Source organism: Stenotrophomonas sp. I18B00994 (genome assembly GCF_014145825.1).
In the GTDB taxonomy this organism is placed as follows: Bacteria; Pseudomonadota; Gammaproteobacteria; order Xanthomonadales; family Xanthomonadaceae; genus Stenotrophomonas; species Stenotrophomonas maltophilia.
Window position 1 is genome coordinate 55007 of the sequence record NZ_JACIUW010000004.1, and the last position, 14494, is coordinate 69500.

The 14494-nt window shown below is 62.8% G+C and carries 5 protein-coding genes; 1 reads left to right on the plus strand and 4 read right to left on the minus strand.

Annotated features, from left to right (window positions below; all coding sequences use genetic code 11):
- The first annotated feature begins 283 nt into the window (after window positions 1–283).
- The gene (locus tag H4O10_RS05580) at window positions 284–3307 is read left to right on the plus strand and encodes a TonB-dependent receptor (protein ID WP_049433601.1); all 3024 of its coding nucleotides are present in this window, start codon (window positions 284–286) and stop codon (window positions 3305–3307) included.
- A gap of 130 nt (window positions 3308–3437) precedes the next feature.
- On the opposite strand, the gene H4O10_RS05585 is transcribed toward H4O10_RS05580, so the two are convergent.
- The 4 genes from H4O10_RS05585 to H4O10_RS05600 all read right to left on the minus strand — a co-directional run bounded on the left by H4O10_RS05585 (window position 3438) and on the right by H4O10_RS05600 (window position 14318).
- Window positions 3438–5447 (minus strand): M13 family metallopeptidase, encoded by a 2010-nt coding sequence (locus tag H4O10_RS05585; RefSeq protein WP_033835305.1) that lies wholly within the window; start codon window positions 5445–5447, stop codon window positions 3438–3440.
- 222 nt (window positions 5448–5669) lie between these two features.
- Complete coding sequence (locus H4O10_RS05590; protein ID WP_088470653.1) at window positions 5670–7772, minus strand: M13-type metalloendopeptidase; 2103 nt, start codon at window positions 7770–7772, stop codon at window positions 5670–5672.
- 187 nt (window positions 7773–7959) lie between these two features.
- Entirely contained in the window at window positions 7960–10947 is a 2988-nt protein-coding gene (locus tag H4O10_RS05595) for a TonB-dependent receptor (protein WP_049433600.1), read from the minus strand.
- 563 nt (window positions 10948–11510) lie between these two features.
- On the minus strand, window positions 11511–14318 hold the full coding sequence (locus H4O10_RS05600; protein WP_049454176.1) for a TonB-dependent receptor: 2808 nt from the start codon (window positions 14316–14318) through the stop codon (window positions 11511–11513).
- Between the last annotated feature and the right edge of the window lie 176 nt (window positions 14319–14494).

The following is a 14494-nucleotide window of genomic DNA, read 5'->3' on the forward strand; positions in this document are numbered from 1 at the left end:
TAGCACGCCGGGTGTTAAACCGGGATGGGTATCACGGTGACCGGAGACTGGGGGCGGTAACGGGTGGAGCGGGCTGCAAGCGGCTGATTAATAAACAAAACTTGAACAAAGTTCATGTTTGTATCAAAACTTTTCCTTCAATTTCAATTGGTTATTTTTGTTCAGCCGCCATTGCAAATTAAGAATTGATGAAATTAATATTTGGTTCAGCTACATGGGGCTGTCGCTTCCATGCAGCAATTCTGCAACTGCAGCCTGATCTTCACCGAATCAAGGAAACTCCATGACCAGCAGCAAGCACGTCGCAAGGTTGAAGCGTACCGCCTTGGCGGTCGTCCTGACTTCTTTCATCGGCGCCGCAGCCGCGCAGAGCACGACCGGTTCGTTGTACGGCAGTGCGCCTGCCGGCACGACCATCGTCGTGCAGAGCGATACGGGCCTGAAACGCTCGGCGACCGTCGACAGCAATGGCCGCTACAACCTCGGCTCGTTGCCGGTGGGCAAGTACACCATCATCCAGCAGCGTGACGGCCAGACCGTCGATCAGCGCGAGAATGTTCTGCTGAAGGTCGGCGTTGGCACCGAGGTGTCGTTTGCCGGTGGCAGCAGTGCCGCCACCACGCTGGAGGCCGTGAACGTCGTCGCGGCGAATGTGCCGAAGATCGATGTCACCAATACGGTGTCCAAGTCGGTCATTACGTCCGAGCAACTGGATGTGTTGCCACTGGGGCGTAGCGCCGAAGCCATCGCATTGCTCGCGCCAGGTGTTGTCGCAGGCAGTGGCGCGTTCAGCAATGGCTCGCGTTCGGTGCTGTCTTTCGGTGGTTCCAGTGTTACTGAGAATGCCTACTATCTGAATGGCTTCCTGGCCAACAATCCGCTCAGCAACCTGGGTGGTATCAGCCTGCCCTATGGGTCGATCGACCAGCAGGAAACGTTCATGGGCGGCTACGGAGCGGGATACGGGCGCTCCACCGGTGGTGTGATCAACCAGCTCGGCAAGCGCGGCACCAATGAATGGCATTTCGGCGTGCAGGCCACCTGGGCCCCGGACTCGCTGTCGGCTTCTGCGGCCACTGTCATCTATCCCAATCGCCTTCTGCCAGATGGATACAGCTACACCGATGACTCGTTGCCTGGTTCGCTCTATCGCTACCGCAAGGACGATGTCGCCACGCGTACCACCTACAGTGGCTATGCCAGTGGCCCGCTGATCGAGGATCGTCTGTTCATTCACCTGGCTGCGGAAAAGGACCGCACCGAAGGTGTGTCCACGAACAGCTCTGCAGCAACGCAGCAGGTGCGCAACCACTACACCATTGATGCGCCGAAGTTCTATGGAAAGATCGACTGGAACATCAACGACAGCAACACGCTGGAATACACCCGCGTGCAGAACACCGATCGCAACGGTGGCTACTACCGATCGTTCGACTACGAGGACCTGGCCGAAGGTGATCGCACCGGCACGTTCCCGAACACCACGAAGCTCAAGGACGACTTTGACATCTTCAAGTACACCGGCTACCTGAACGATGACCTGACCCTGAGTGCGGTATGGGGTCGCAGCAAGGAGAGCAATCTGGAGTCGAATCCGCTGGATACGGCCAACCCCTATCTCAGCAGCCCGGGCAATCAGGATCCGTCCATTACCGGTGGCCGGCCCATCCGCAACGACCAGTCGGCGCTCTATACCAAGTCGTCAGATGCGGGCAGCAAGACCCGAGGCCTGCGTGTAGACCTGCAGTACCGCATCGGCAACCACGAGCTGACCGGTGGTATCGATAACATGTACTTCCAGGGGCATAACGAAGGTCAGGCGATGACCGGGCCGGGGTATGCCTGGATCTATGGTCGTGTTGATCCGGCCTCGTCGCCGAATCCGGGCTTTGATATCACCCCGCCGGGCGGCAACGGCTACTTCGTGCAGAAGTACATCTTCTCCACGACCACCAGCATGTCGGTCAAGCAGAAGGCCTACTATCTGGAGGACCGCTGGCAGGTCACGCCGAACTGGTTGGTGACCCTCGGCATCCGCAATGACAAGTTCACCAACTACAACAGTGCGGCCAAGCCTTACGTCGACAGCGGTGACCAGTGGGCGCCGCGCCTGGGCGCGAGCTGGGATGTGTTTGGCGATTCGTCGTTGAAGGTGTTCGCCAACCTGGGCCGCTACTACCTGGCGTTGCCCAACAGCGTTGCCATTCGTGGTGCTTCCGCCTCGACGTTCACCCGCGAGTACTTCACCTATAGCGGGATTGATGCCAACGGCAACCCGACCGGGTTGACCGCTCTGGGCCCGGGCCCGGTGTCAGCCAACAATGAATATGGCCAGACCCCTGATCCGTTGTCGATTGCGCCGACCGACCTGAAGTCGCAGTACCAGGACGAGCTGATCCTTGGCTTCGAGAAGACGCTGGGCGAGCGCTGGAGCTCCGGTGCCAAGTTCACCTATCGTCGCCTGCAGACGGCCATCGACGATACCTGTGACTCCGATCGCATCCACGACAAGCTTGCCGCGATGGGCGTCGACGACAGCAATCTCGATGTCCCGGGCTGTGTGATCTTCAATCCGGGCAAGACCAACACCTTCATGATTCGACACGCGGATGGCTCGGGTTACACGCCGGTGCAGATGAGCTCCGCCGACTGGGGTTACGGCAACAAGAAGGCCAAGCGTGACTACATCGCCGTCGATCTGTTCATCGAGCACCCGCTGAGCGACAAGTGGTACGGACGTCTGGATTACACCTGGTCGCGCAGCTTCGGCAATACCGAAGGCCAGGTGAAGTCGGATATCGGCCAGGATGACGTCTCCAAGACCCAGGACTGGGATGCCGCGGCACTGATGGAATACGCCGGTGGCTATCTGGCGAACGACCGCCGTCACCAGCTGAAGGGCTATGGCGCCTATATGTTCAACGATGAGTGGTCGGCGTCGGCCACCCTGCGGATCATGTCGGGGGCGCCGAAGAGCTGCCTGGGCTACTACGGCACCGATGAGAGTGATCCGCTGGGCTACGACGCGGCCTATCACTATTGCGGTGGCAAGCCGTCGCGTCCGGGTGACGCCGGCCGGCAGCCCTGGACGACCCGCCTGGACCTGGGCGTGATGTATCGCCCTTCGTTTGCCGATCACAAGCTGGCTTTCAGCCTGGATGTTTTCAATGTGCTGAACCAGCGTCGCGCGGTGCAGTCTGACGCGGTCTATGAAGATGGCCCCTACACGGTGTCCAACACCTACGGCATGGGTACCTACTTCAGCGCACCTCGTTCGGTTCGTGTCAGTGCGTCCTACGACTTCTGATCGCAGCACCTGATCGATCTCTCCAGAAAACGACCTGGACCCCGGCCATGCCGGGGTCCCTTTTTTGGGTCGCCAAGCGAAAAAAGGGCGCCCGAAGGCGCCCTCTGCATTACCAGTTGCAGCAGTTAGCTCAGCGCCAGACCTTGATCTGCTCGGCTTCGCTGCGCTGCATCGGCTGGCCGGCCTTGCAGCTGAAGGTGGCACCGAACGCCGGCAGGTTGGCCAGCGTGCCGTTGCTGCGCCACAGGCCCGGTGCACGGATGTCGGCGGTCAGGCGACGCACGGCCTCGTTCGGCGACAGCTGCTGCGCCCACAACGCCGACCATGCGCGGAAGAAGCTCTGTTGCTGTGCCGGCTTGGCCTTCGGCTCCTGCGCGGTGTACGCGGCCCACGCCAGTTCCAGGCCGGCGATGTCGGCCAGGTTCTCTTCCTGGGTGAGCGTGCCGTTGACCTTGGCACCCTTCACGCCCGGGAAATCGTAGGCGCCGTACTGCGCGGCGACGCGGTTGCCGAGCAGGGTCCAGGCGGTCTTGTCGGCCGGCGTCCACCAGCTGCGCAGTTCGCCCTTGGCATCGACCAGTGCGCCCTTGGCATCGATCGCGCGGGTCAGCTCGTGGCCGACCAGGCCACCGAAGCTGCCGAACTTGTCGGCAGCGTCGGCCTTGGCGTTGAACACCGGCCCCTGCAGGATCGCAGCGGTGACGATCAGGCGGTTCTGCGCCAGGTCATAGGCCAGCGACGGCTGCTGCGGCAGCACGTCCCAGCGGCGGTCGGCGTTGCCCTTGCCGATGCGCTTCATTTCCTCACGGTGGCGCCAGGTCGACGCAATCAGCATGTTGCCGCCAAACGAACCACGGCCCATCGGCTGCACGCTGTAGTCGAGATCACGCAGCGGGGTACCGATCTCGATCTTCAGCGCGGCCAGCTTGGCCTGCGCTTCGGTCTTGGCTTCGGCACTCATCCAGCTGCTGTTCTTGACCGCTTCGATCTGCACTTCGCGCACCTTGTCGACGATCCATGCGGCCTGGCGACGGTCTTCGGCCGACAGGTAACGGGCGGCGTATTCGCGACCGAGCATCGGGCCGGCGGCCACGTTGATCGCCTCCAGCACGTCTTCCCAGCGCTGCGGCGGCAGGGTTTCGCCACGCAGCACGCGGCCGCGGAATTCGAATTCGGCGTCGCGGTAGGCCTTGGACAGGTAGGGCGCCATCGAGTCGCCCACGCGCCAGCGCAGGTAGGCCTTCCACTGGTCCGGCTTGAGCTTGGTGACCATGCCATCGAGCTGCTTGAACAGGCCCGGGTCGGCCAGCGAGACCAGGTCGTCGTCCACGCCCTGGGCCTTCAGGAAGGCATCCAGCTGCAGGTTGCGGTAGCGGCTGTTGAGCTCCTTGGTGGAGATCGGCGCGTAGTTGTTGAACGGGTTGTTGATGCCGGCCAGCGACTGCGCGTTGCGCGCCAGTTCGGTTTCCAGTGCGATCACCGATTGCGACTCGGCATCCAGCTTGGCGGCCGGAGTGCCGGTCAGTGCCAGGATCTGCTTGACGTAATTGCGGTAGCGGCCCATCAGCGCAACGGTGTCGGCGTCGGTGCGGGTATAGAACGCCGGGTCCGGCAGGCCCATGCCGCCCTGCATGAAGTAACCGATGTGGCGGTCCAGCGCCTTCAGGTCCACGTCCGGGCCGAAGTTGAAGGCCACCGGGATGCCGACCTGGTGCAACGCGGCGATCGAGGCCGGCACATCCTTGGCCTTCTTGATGGCGTTGATGCGGGTCAGCAGCGGGGCGATCGGATTGGATCCGTCGGCTTCCACGGCGGCTTCGTCCAGGCCGCTGGCCCAGAAGTCGCCCAGCAGTTTCTGCACGTTGCCCTGCGGCGCCTTCATTGCTGCGTCGAGCAGTTCACGCTGCTGCTGACGGCTGCGGTCGACCAGCTGGCCCAGCGCGGTGGTGGCACCGGTCTGTGGCACCGGGTTGGCCTTCAGCCAGCCTGCGTTGGTGGCGTCATAGAAGTCGCTGCACTGGGCGCTGACGGCCGGGGCGCGCGCGGCCTTCTTCTTGGCGGCGGCGAACGCATCATGGGTCGGGACCAGGGTCGCCAGGCTGATGCCCAGGGCGATGGCAAGCGGACGGAAATTGGGCATGTGGAACGAATCCGTGATGGATTGAGGGCGCGCGCACTATAGCAAGCCGCGCATCGACGCGGCATGCACGCATCACGCTGCTTTCGCCGACCAGGGTCGGCCGCTAGCGGGGAGCGCCGAGATCATTGGATCCACACCATGCGTGGATGAAAAACACCCCGGAAAAACAAAGGCCCGGGAATTCCCGGGCCTCTGCAGGTCTGCCGCGGCGTCAGCCGTGGCTTACCAGATCACCACCTGCTGGTCGCCGCTGCGGGCCATCGGCGAACCGGCCTTGCACTGGAACGCGGCCGCGAAAGTCGGCAGGTTCGACGGCGCACCCATGGCGCGGAACTGCGCAGGGGCGTGCGGGTCGGTCGCCAGGCGGACCTTGGCGTTCTCCGGGGTGTACTTGGTGCGCCACACGGTGGCCCAGTTGAAGAAGAAGCGCTGGTCGCGGGTGAAGCCGTCCACCTTCGGGTCTTCCTTGCCGGCGCTGGCCTTCTGCAGGGCATCGTAAGCAGTGGCCAGGCCGCCCAGGTCGGCGATGTTCTCGCCCAGGGTCAGGTGGCCGTTCACCGCCTGGCCGTCGACCTTGTACTGGTCGAACTGCTTGACCAGCTTGCCGGTCAGGCCTTCGAAGTTCTTCTTGTCAGCGGCGGTCCACCAGTCTTCCATGTTGCCGGTCGGCCCGAAACGTGCGCCCTGGTCGTCGTAACCGTGGGTCATTTCGTGGCCGATCACCGCGCCGATGCCGCCGTAGTTCAGCGCGTCGTCGGCCTTCGGATCGAAGAACGGCGGCTGCAGGATGGCGGCCGGGAACACGATCTCGTTCTGCAGCGGGTTGTAGTAGGCGTTGACCGTCTGCGGGGTCATGCCCCACTCGGTCTTGTCCACCGGCTTGCCGATCTTGGACAGGTTGAACTTGTAGTTGAACTCGTTGGCCGCGCGCACGTTGCCCAGGAAGCTGTCGCGCTGGGTCTGCAGGCCCGACCAGTCACGCCACTTGTCCGGGTAGCCGATCTTCGGGGTGAAGGTTTCCCACTTGGCGATGGCCTTGGCCTTGGTTTCATCGCTCATCCAGCTCAGGCCCTGGATGCGTTCCTTCAGCGAGGCGGCCAGGTTCTTCACCAGTTCTTCCATCTTCGCCTTGGCTTCCGGCGAGAAGGCCACCTTCACGTACAGCTGGCCGAAGGCTTCACCGGCGTCGTTCTCGATGGTGCCTAGAACGCGCTTCCAGCGCGGCTTCTGTTCCTTCTGCCCGTTGAGGGTCTTGCCGTAGAACTCGTAGTTCTCCTGCACGAAGGCGTCGGCCAGGTACGGCGAGGCGCTGTCCACGGTGTGGAAGCGCAGGTAGGCACGCCACACAGACGGATCGGTGTCGCCCAGCGCCTTGCTCACTTCCTCATGGAAGGCCGGCATGGCCAGCGAGAACTTCTCCGGTGCGGCCACGCCCTGCGACTTGAAGAACTCGGTCCAGCTGAAGTTCGGGGTCAGCTTGTCGGCGTCGGCGAGGGTGACCGGGTTGTAGTACAGCTCGACGTTGCGCGACAGTTCGACGCGCGACTTGGAGGCCTTGGCCAGGCGGGTCTCGAACTTGACCACGTCCTCGGCCTGCTTGGCAGCGTCGGCAGCGGCAACACCAGACAGCTCCAGCACCTTGGCGACGTGTGCCTGGTAGGCCTTCAGCTTGTCGGCGTTCTTGGCATCGGTGTAGTAGGTGCTGTCCGGCAGGCCCAGGCCGCCCTGGCTGGCGTAGGCCATGTTGACGGCCGAGTTCTTGAAGTCGGCTTCAGCGCCGAAGCCGAACAGGACGTTGTCACCCTTGGCGGCGCTGGTGCGCAGGTAGTTGGCAATGGCCGCCTTGTCCTGCAGCCCATCGATCGCGGTCAGGTCGGCCTTCAGCGGCTCGATGCCCTGGGCGTTGATCTTGGCCTCGTCCATGCCGGTGGCCCACAGGTCGCCGACGATCTTCTCGATGTGGTTCGGGGTCTTCACCTGTGCCACCTGCTCGGCCAGCTGGTGCTGCACGGCCACCGAGCGCTCGTCGAGGATGGTGAAGGCGCCCCAGCTGGTGCGGTCGCCCGGGATCTCATTGGCGGCCAGCCACTTGCTGTTGACGTAGTCGCCGAAGGCGCCGCAGGCGTCCTTGCTGGTATCGAGGTCGCTGGGCTGGAAGGCGTTGTAGGCCGGCAGCTTGCTCTCGTCCAGGGTGTAATTGGTGGCTTCGGCGGCAGCCGGCGTGGAGGCGGTGGCGTCCTTGGCCGGGGTTTCGTTCTTGCCGCAGCCAACCAGCGCGGCCGAAACGGCCAGGGTCAGCAGCACGATCTTGGGAGTACGGGTCACTTTGATGGCCTCCAGGCCGAGTGAGTCAGGGAAGGGCCGCAGGGACGGCCGTGGGCCGAACGATACGCCGCCGGCCTGCCCTGCAAGGGTGTCGAAGGTCATGGCCGGGCGCAAGGGGGGCATTACGGGCACAAAAAAGCAGACCCGGCAAAAGCCGGGTCTGCGGATTGCATCAAGTCCGGACGGATCAGAACTTGTAGTTGACGCCCATATACATGAAGCGACCAACGTTGTCGTAGTAGGCCGAGCCGAGGTCCGCACCGAAGTAGTTGACCGGCGGATCCTTGTCGAACACGTTGTCCACGCCCAGGTACACCTCGACACCGGAATCAGCCATTTTGTAGCCGATCTGCATGTTGTGGTAGGTGTACGACGGGTTCCAGATCGGGCTCTGCGAACCCGGGTTGCTGTTGTAGCTCTCCGGGAACACGCGCAGGTTGCGATGGATGTACACCATGTCCCAGCTGGCGCGGAAGTTGCCCAGCGTGTACTTGGCAGTGAACTGACCGCGCCAGCGCGGATTGGTCACGTAGTTCGAGCGTTCCTTGTAGTCGCTCGGGAAGTCCTGGAACTCCCATTCACGCGATTCCAGCAGGCGGGTACCGACCAGGCGCAGGTTGGTGTGACCACCGAACATGCCGAAGTCATAGTTCATTTCCAGGTCGATACCGGTACGACGGCTCTTGGCCAGGTTCTCGGCCAGTGCGGTCCAGTCGTAGATGCTGTACGCCGGGAACTCGGCGCCGTTGGCCCCGGTTGCGCCGCCGATCGGGGCGCGCTTGATCTTGTCGCAGAAGGCGTTGTTGATGCCCCCCGGCGAGTCGACGCAGCGCGTGGCCAGCGTCTGCGCGGTGACCGAGCCGATCGCATCCTTCAGGGTGATGCGCCAGTAGTCGACCGACATGCCGAAGCCTTCGAAGAACTCCGGCTGCCAGACGAAGCCGATCGAGGTGGACTCGGCGCGTTCCGGCTTCAGGTCCGGGTTACCGCCGCTCAGGCCAGGACGGTTGGCGCTGTAGGAGTCAACCCAGTTGGCCGGAATACCCAGCGCAGCGCAATTGGCAGCGCGCAGTGCCGGATCGCCAGCGGTGGCCGGACGGTTGGAGTTGGTGGCGTTGGTGTTGCAGGGATCGTTGATGGTGGCGAAGTTCTGCGACTGCTCGTCGTACAGTTCACCGATGTTGGGAGCGCGGATGGCCTTGGCCAGGGTACCGCGGACGCGCAAGGACGGGATCACTTCCCAATCCAGGCCGACGTTCCAGGTCTTGGTCGAACCGATGGTGTTGTAGTCCGAATAGCGGCCGGCCAGGTCCAGCGACAGGCGGCGGATGCCCGGAATGTCAGCCAGCAGCGGAATGTTGGTTTCGGCGAACACTTCCTTGACGTTGTACGAGCCGCCGCCACCGTTGATGGCATTGAGGAAGGTCGCGCCGGAGGCCGCCAGCGGATCGGTGCGCTCCAGGCTCTTTTCCTTGCGGTATTCCACGCCGGCCGCGATACCGACGTCACCGGCCGGCAGCGAGAACAGCGCGTTGTTGTTGACCGATGCGCTGAACACGGTCTGCTGAAGCTTGCCGAAGTAGTGCGAACGGGTGTTGAACCAGTCGGCCGCTTCCTGCGACACCGCACCGTTGCCCAGAACACTGAACGGAATGCAGCCCGAGCCGATCAGGTCGCGGTTGTACTTGCGGCCACCTGCATTGATGTTGGTGGCATTCGGGTCGAGGTCGACACGACAGACGATCTTGCCGCTCGGATCGCGGACGGCATCCAGGCCGGCCTGCCAGCGTTCGTTGATGCGGTTGTTGACGTTGACGCGGTTGATCTCGGTCTCGCCATAGTTGCCCGAAGCCTCATAGCTCCAGTTGTCGCCGAACATGCCTTCGATGCCCAGGACGAAGCGCTTGGTCTCACGCTTGACCTCTTCACCACGGCGGCCGGCATCGACGTTGAAGCGGGCCATCTGCAACTGGTTGACACCGTTGGCGTCCATCAGCGCGCCCAGTTCCGGGCTGATGAAGGCGTTGTCACGACGGATGCGCAGGGTGCTGTCGAAAGCGGGCTGGCCGAAGAAGGTGGATTCGGTCTTGGTGTACTTGCCTTCGAAGAACAGGCGGTGCTTGTCGGTCAGGTCGAAGTGGGCGACGGTGTTGACGCTGACGCGGTCGAACTTCGGCTGCAGGTCGGCAACGGCGTTCAGATCGGCGAAATCACAGTTGACGCAGGTGCTCGGGCTGACCACCGGGCCATCGAAGCGGTTGCGGCTGAAACTGCCGTCCGGATTGAAGTGGTAGCGGTATTTGTAGGTGCCCGGTTTGGTGAAATCAAACTTGCCGCCCAGGTCGAAGGTGCCGCCGTAGGAGGTGGAGTAGTTGCCACCCGGACGCGCCAGGACGGTCTGCGGGTTGCTCTCGCTCGGCGGCTTGGTGCTGTCGAAGTTCGGATTGGGCACGGTCACGTCATAGCGCTGACCGATCGAACGGTCGCCACGGCCGAAACGACCCTGCTCGCTGTACTCGACGGCGACGGCCACATTGCCGCGGCCGTCGGCGAAGTTGGTGCCCGCCGTGGCCGACACGAAGCCGCGGTTGAAGCCGCCTTCACCCGCGATGCCCTTCTGGGCGCGGGCTTCAAAACCTTCGTAGTTCTTCTTCATGATGAAGTTGACCACGCCGGCCACGGCGTCCGCGCCGTAGATGGCCGAGGCACCACCGGTGATCACTTCAACGCGTTCGATCCACTCCACCGGAATGGTGTTGACGTCAACAGAGGTGCTGCCCGGGTTGGCGCCGACATGGCGGCGGCCATTGACCAGCACCAGGGTGCGGTCGTAGCCCATGCCACGCAGGTCCATCAGGCCCAGGCCAGCGGTACCGATGTAGCGGGTGGAGTTGCCCAGCGTGAACGACGGTGCCAGCTGCGGCATCTTGTTCATCAGGTCGCTGATGGTCAGCGCGCCGGTCTGGCGGATTTCTTCTGCGGTGATGGCGGTAACCGGCGAAGAGGTCACGAAGCCCGTACGCGCAATGCGCGAGCCGGTCACGCTGACGCGGTCCAGATCGACCGGGTTGGAGGAGGCTTCCTGCGCGAAGGCGGGCGCCGAAGTCGCGGCCAGCAGGCCGACGAGCAGGGCGCTGGTCAGCGGGTGGCGGCCAGGTGAGCGGTTGTACGTCATCGTGATGGATCCCCTATTGAAGTGAAGCGTGCCGTTCCGTCCGTTCGTTACATCTGAGTTCAGATAACGGGCGTTGTTCATGGAACCTAACACGGTCTTAACGAGAAATGCATGCCAATGTCACGCAATGTCTCTGAAGTCACTCCAAAAGTACATGAAAGTGAAATAATTACAGTCACTTAGTATCAGTTGTGATTTGCAGGTAAAGGCTGGATGACGCGTAGCTGAATGTGGGGAGTCGGGTCCCTTTGCGCAAACAGGCCTTTCAGTAGTCCGCAACAGTTGCTTTCCAGCGGGGGCGGAAGGGCTGGCATAACGGTTCATTCAGCCGATTCCTCGGGCACCGATCGCGGCGGCGCAAGCGCGTGGTGGGCCGTTGGCCCCTGCTTGAGGCGCCACCTGCAGATGCCGGTTGCTCCTGGCGCAGGGCGCTGGGAAAGCGCCTGCCAGGAGGTTCCACCACGAATCGGGTGTCTCCAGCTCCGCGGTGGGAGAGCGACCAAAAAAAAAGGCCCCGCCGAAGCGGGGCCTGGTCCAGACACGAAGTCCGGAAAACGACGGGATCAGAAGTTGTACTTGACCTGGGCCGAGATCTGGCGGCCGTAGACGCTGTAGAAGCCGTCATTGAACGGGGTCGATTCGTTGCCCGGGTAGTTGTAGCGCTGGCCTTCCGGCAGCTTGTTGAACACGTTGTTGACCATCAGCGACAGGACCAGATCGTCCTGTGCCTGGTAGTTCATGCTCAGGTTGTACGTGGTGTACGAACCCCACTTGCCGGCCTTGGCGCCGGAGGAGTGGACATAGCCGTAGCTGCGGCCGGTATAGGCCAGGTAGTTCGGGGTGCTGCCGACGTAGTTGGCGTACACGGTGGTGGTGAACTTGGCGATGTTCCAGGCCACCGACAGATCGCCGCGAACCTTGGCGAAGTTGTCGTAGTACCACATGTTGTACGGATCGCTCAGCAGGTCGAGCTTGTCAGCGCCCGGCATCGGCTGCACTTCACGCTTCAGCATGTTCGTGTAGTTGCCGGAGAACATCAGCGAGCCGAAGCGGCCGATATCCTGCTGGTACTTGGCCGCCACCGTCACCGCTTCCAGGTTCTGGCTGGCGACGTTGAGCTTCGGCGTGTACACCCGGGTCAGGTTGCCGCCGGCATCGCGCGAAACCCAGTCGGTGACGTTCTGGCAGCTGGCCGAGGTGTTGTTCGGCAGCCCGTTGTGGCACTGGTACTCGGCCAGCAGCAGCTGGTCGGTGCTGAGGGTCTTGACCTCGTTCTTGATCTTCCAGTTGTAGTAATCGGCCGACAGCGAGAAGTTGCTCACCGGGGCCCACACCACGCCTGCGCTCCACACGTCGGCGGTGATCGGCTTCAGGTCCGGATTGCCGGACTTTTCGCTGTACACCGAGGTGTTCTTGTAGAACGAGCAGGCCTCGTCACGCAGGCCGTAGCCCAGCTGGCTGCAGCGGTAGTAGTCGTTCTGGCCGGACGAGTACGAGCCGCTCATGCCCTGGAAGGCATCGGACAGGGTCGGTGCACGGAAGGCGGTGCCGTACTTGCCGCGCAGCAGCAGGCTCTCGATCGGACGGAATTCCAGACCGATGCTGTAAGTGGCCTTGTCGACGGTCTTGTCGGCGATCTTGAACGCGTCATAACGGCCCGAGGCGCTGACGGTCAGCTTCTCCAGCAGCGGCATGCGCAGTTCGCTGGTGACCGCGTAGTTGCTGCGGTGGCCGGCGCCCGCGACGGCGGTGGTGCCCCACACGTTGCCGTCGACGAAGGCCTGGTCCGGCGAGTAGTCCCAACCTTCGCTGCCACCTTCCAGCACTACGGCCAGGCCGGCGTCACCGCCCGGCAGGCTGAACAGCGAGCCATTGGTCACCTGCACGCGACCAAGGTTCTGCCAGGTCTTGCTGCGGTGGGTGCCGTAGCCGGTGAAGCTGGCGAACTGGTCCGGGGTGATCGGCGAGTAGAAGGCAGCGTAGTTCGGGTTGTAGATGCCGAACGTGGCGGTCGGGTCCTTCGGGTCGGTGTAGGTGCCCAGGCGCGGGCCCAGCACGGTCCGGCCGAAGAAGTCCTCGATCTTGTCCTTCCAGCGCACGAAGCGGTTCTGGTCCAGGCGGTACTCGCCACGGGTGAAGCTGGCGCTGTAATCCCAGTCGCCGACCATGCCCTTGCCGCCCAGGGTGACCTGGTAGGCGCGGCTCTCATCGGAGTTCAGGATGTTGTTGTAGTCGCCCGCGCCGATCTCCTCCGGCGCGAAGGCGCGCTGCAGGTTCACGACCTTGCCTGCGCCCTGGTCGTAGAAGCCACCCATGACCGACTTCGTGCCCCACCACAGGGCGCTGGAGCCGGAGGTGAACTCGGTCTTTTCCTTGCTGTACAGCACGTCGGCGAACAGCTGGAAGTTGTCGTTCACGTCGAAGGTCATCGACGAGTAGAACTGGCCGCTGTTCTTGCCGTTCTTCAGGGTCTTGTAGCCGGCGCTGTACACCGAGCCGCAGGACTCGCCCGACGCGCGCTTGCCGACGACGGTGGTGCCGTCGTACAGGCCTGCCACGTTGGCGCAGCGGCTCGGGTCCATCATCAGCAGCTTGTTGTCTGCATTGGTGATGACGGCGAAGTCGTTCGACGGCACCTGCGCGGTGTAGCCGACCGGGTTGTTCTGCTTGGTGATGTCACGCTGGTAGCCCCAGATCGGGCTGCCGTTCTCGATCTGCACGTTGACCAGCGCGTGGAAGCGGTCGTCGAACGCGTTGAAGCCCTTGGCTGCGCTGAAGCGGATATTGCTGCCGCCGCCTTCGGTGTAGGTGCCGCCACGGACGGTCATCGTACCGCCGTCCATGCGCTCCTTCAGGATGATGTTGACCACACCGGCGATCGCGTCCGAGCCGTACAGCGAGGACTGGCCACCGGGCAGCACTTCGATGCGCTCGACGATGTCGATCGGAATGCCGCTGATGTTGTTGAAGGTGTCGCTACCGTTGTACAGCGCCGGATACGAGAGCATCGGGCGGCCGTTGATCAGGTACTTGGTGTAACCCGGGTTCAGGCCGAACATGCCGGCTGCTTCAGCGCCCTGGGTGAACGAACCCGAGGTCTGGCCACCCTGCAGGCCGCCGGTGGTCAGCGAGGACTGCTGCAGAACTTCAGCAACGCTGCTGAAGCCGCGGGTCTGGATGTCTTCGGCGGTGATGGACATCACCGGGGTCTGGGTTTCAACCTGGGTCTGCGGGATCAGCGAACCGGTGACGGTGATCTTGTCCAGGTTGGTCGCCTTGTCCTGGGCCATTGCCGGGGCGGCGGCCATCAGAGCGGAAATCAGGGCGACGGCGAGCGTGTTGCGACGTGCGGTGTTGCTTACGTATTTCATGTAGTTCCAATAAAGAGCAAAAAACAAAAATCGGCACTGCGCATGCGCCATCGTGCGCGCTGGAAACCAGCTCCGCAGCCCAAAACAGTGCTTCAGGAACGTAACATGAACTTAACAATCTGTGCACGAATCTGTAGCAATCCTGAATTTCAGTCAGGCTACGTCCAGCTTGTATG

Bases quoted from the DNA above. Each gene is read 5' to 3' on its own strand.
- H4O10_RS05595 (WP_049433600.1), bottom strand. From the start codon at position 10,947: ATGACGTACAACCGCTCACCTGGCCGCCACCCGCTGACCAGCGCCCTG.
- H4O10_RS05585 (WP_033835305.1), bottom strand. From the start codon at position 5,447: ATGCCCAATTTCCGTCCGCTTGCCATCGCCCTGGGCATCAGCCTGGCG.
- H4O10_RS05600 (WP_049454176.1), bottom strand. From the start codon at position 14,318: ATGAAATACGTAAGCAACACCGCACGTCGCAACACGCTCGCCGTCGCC.
- H4O10_RS05580 (WP_049433601.1), top strand. From the start codon at position 284: ATGACCAGCAGCAAGCACGTCGCAAGGTTGAAGCGTACCGCCTTGGCG.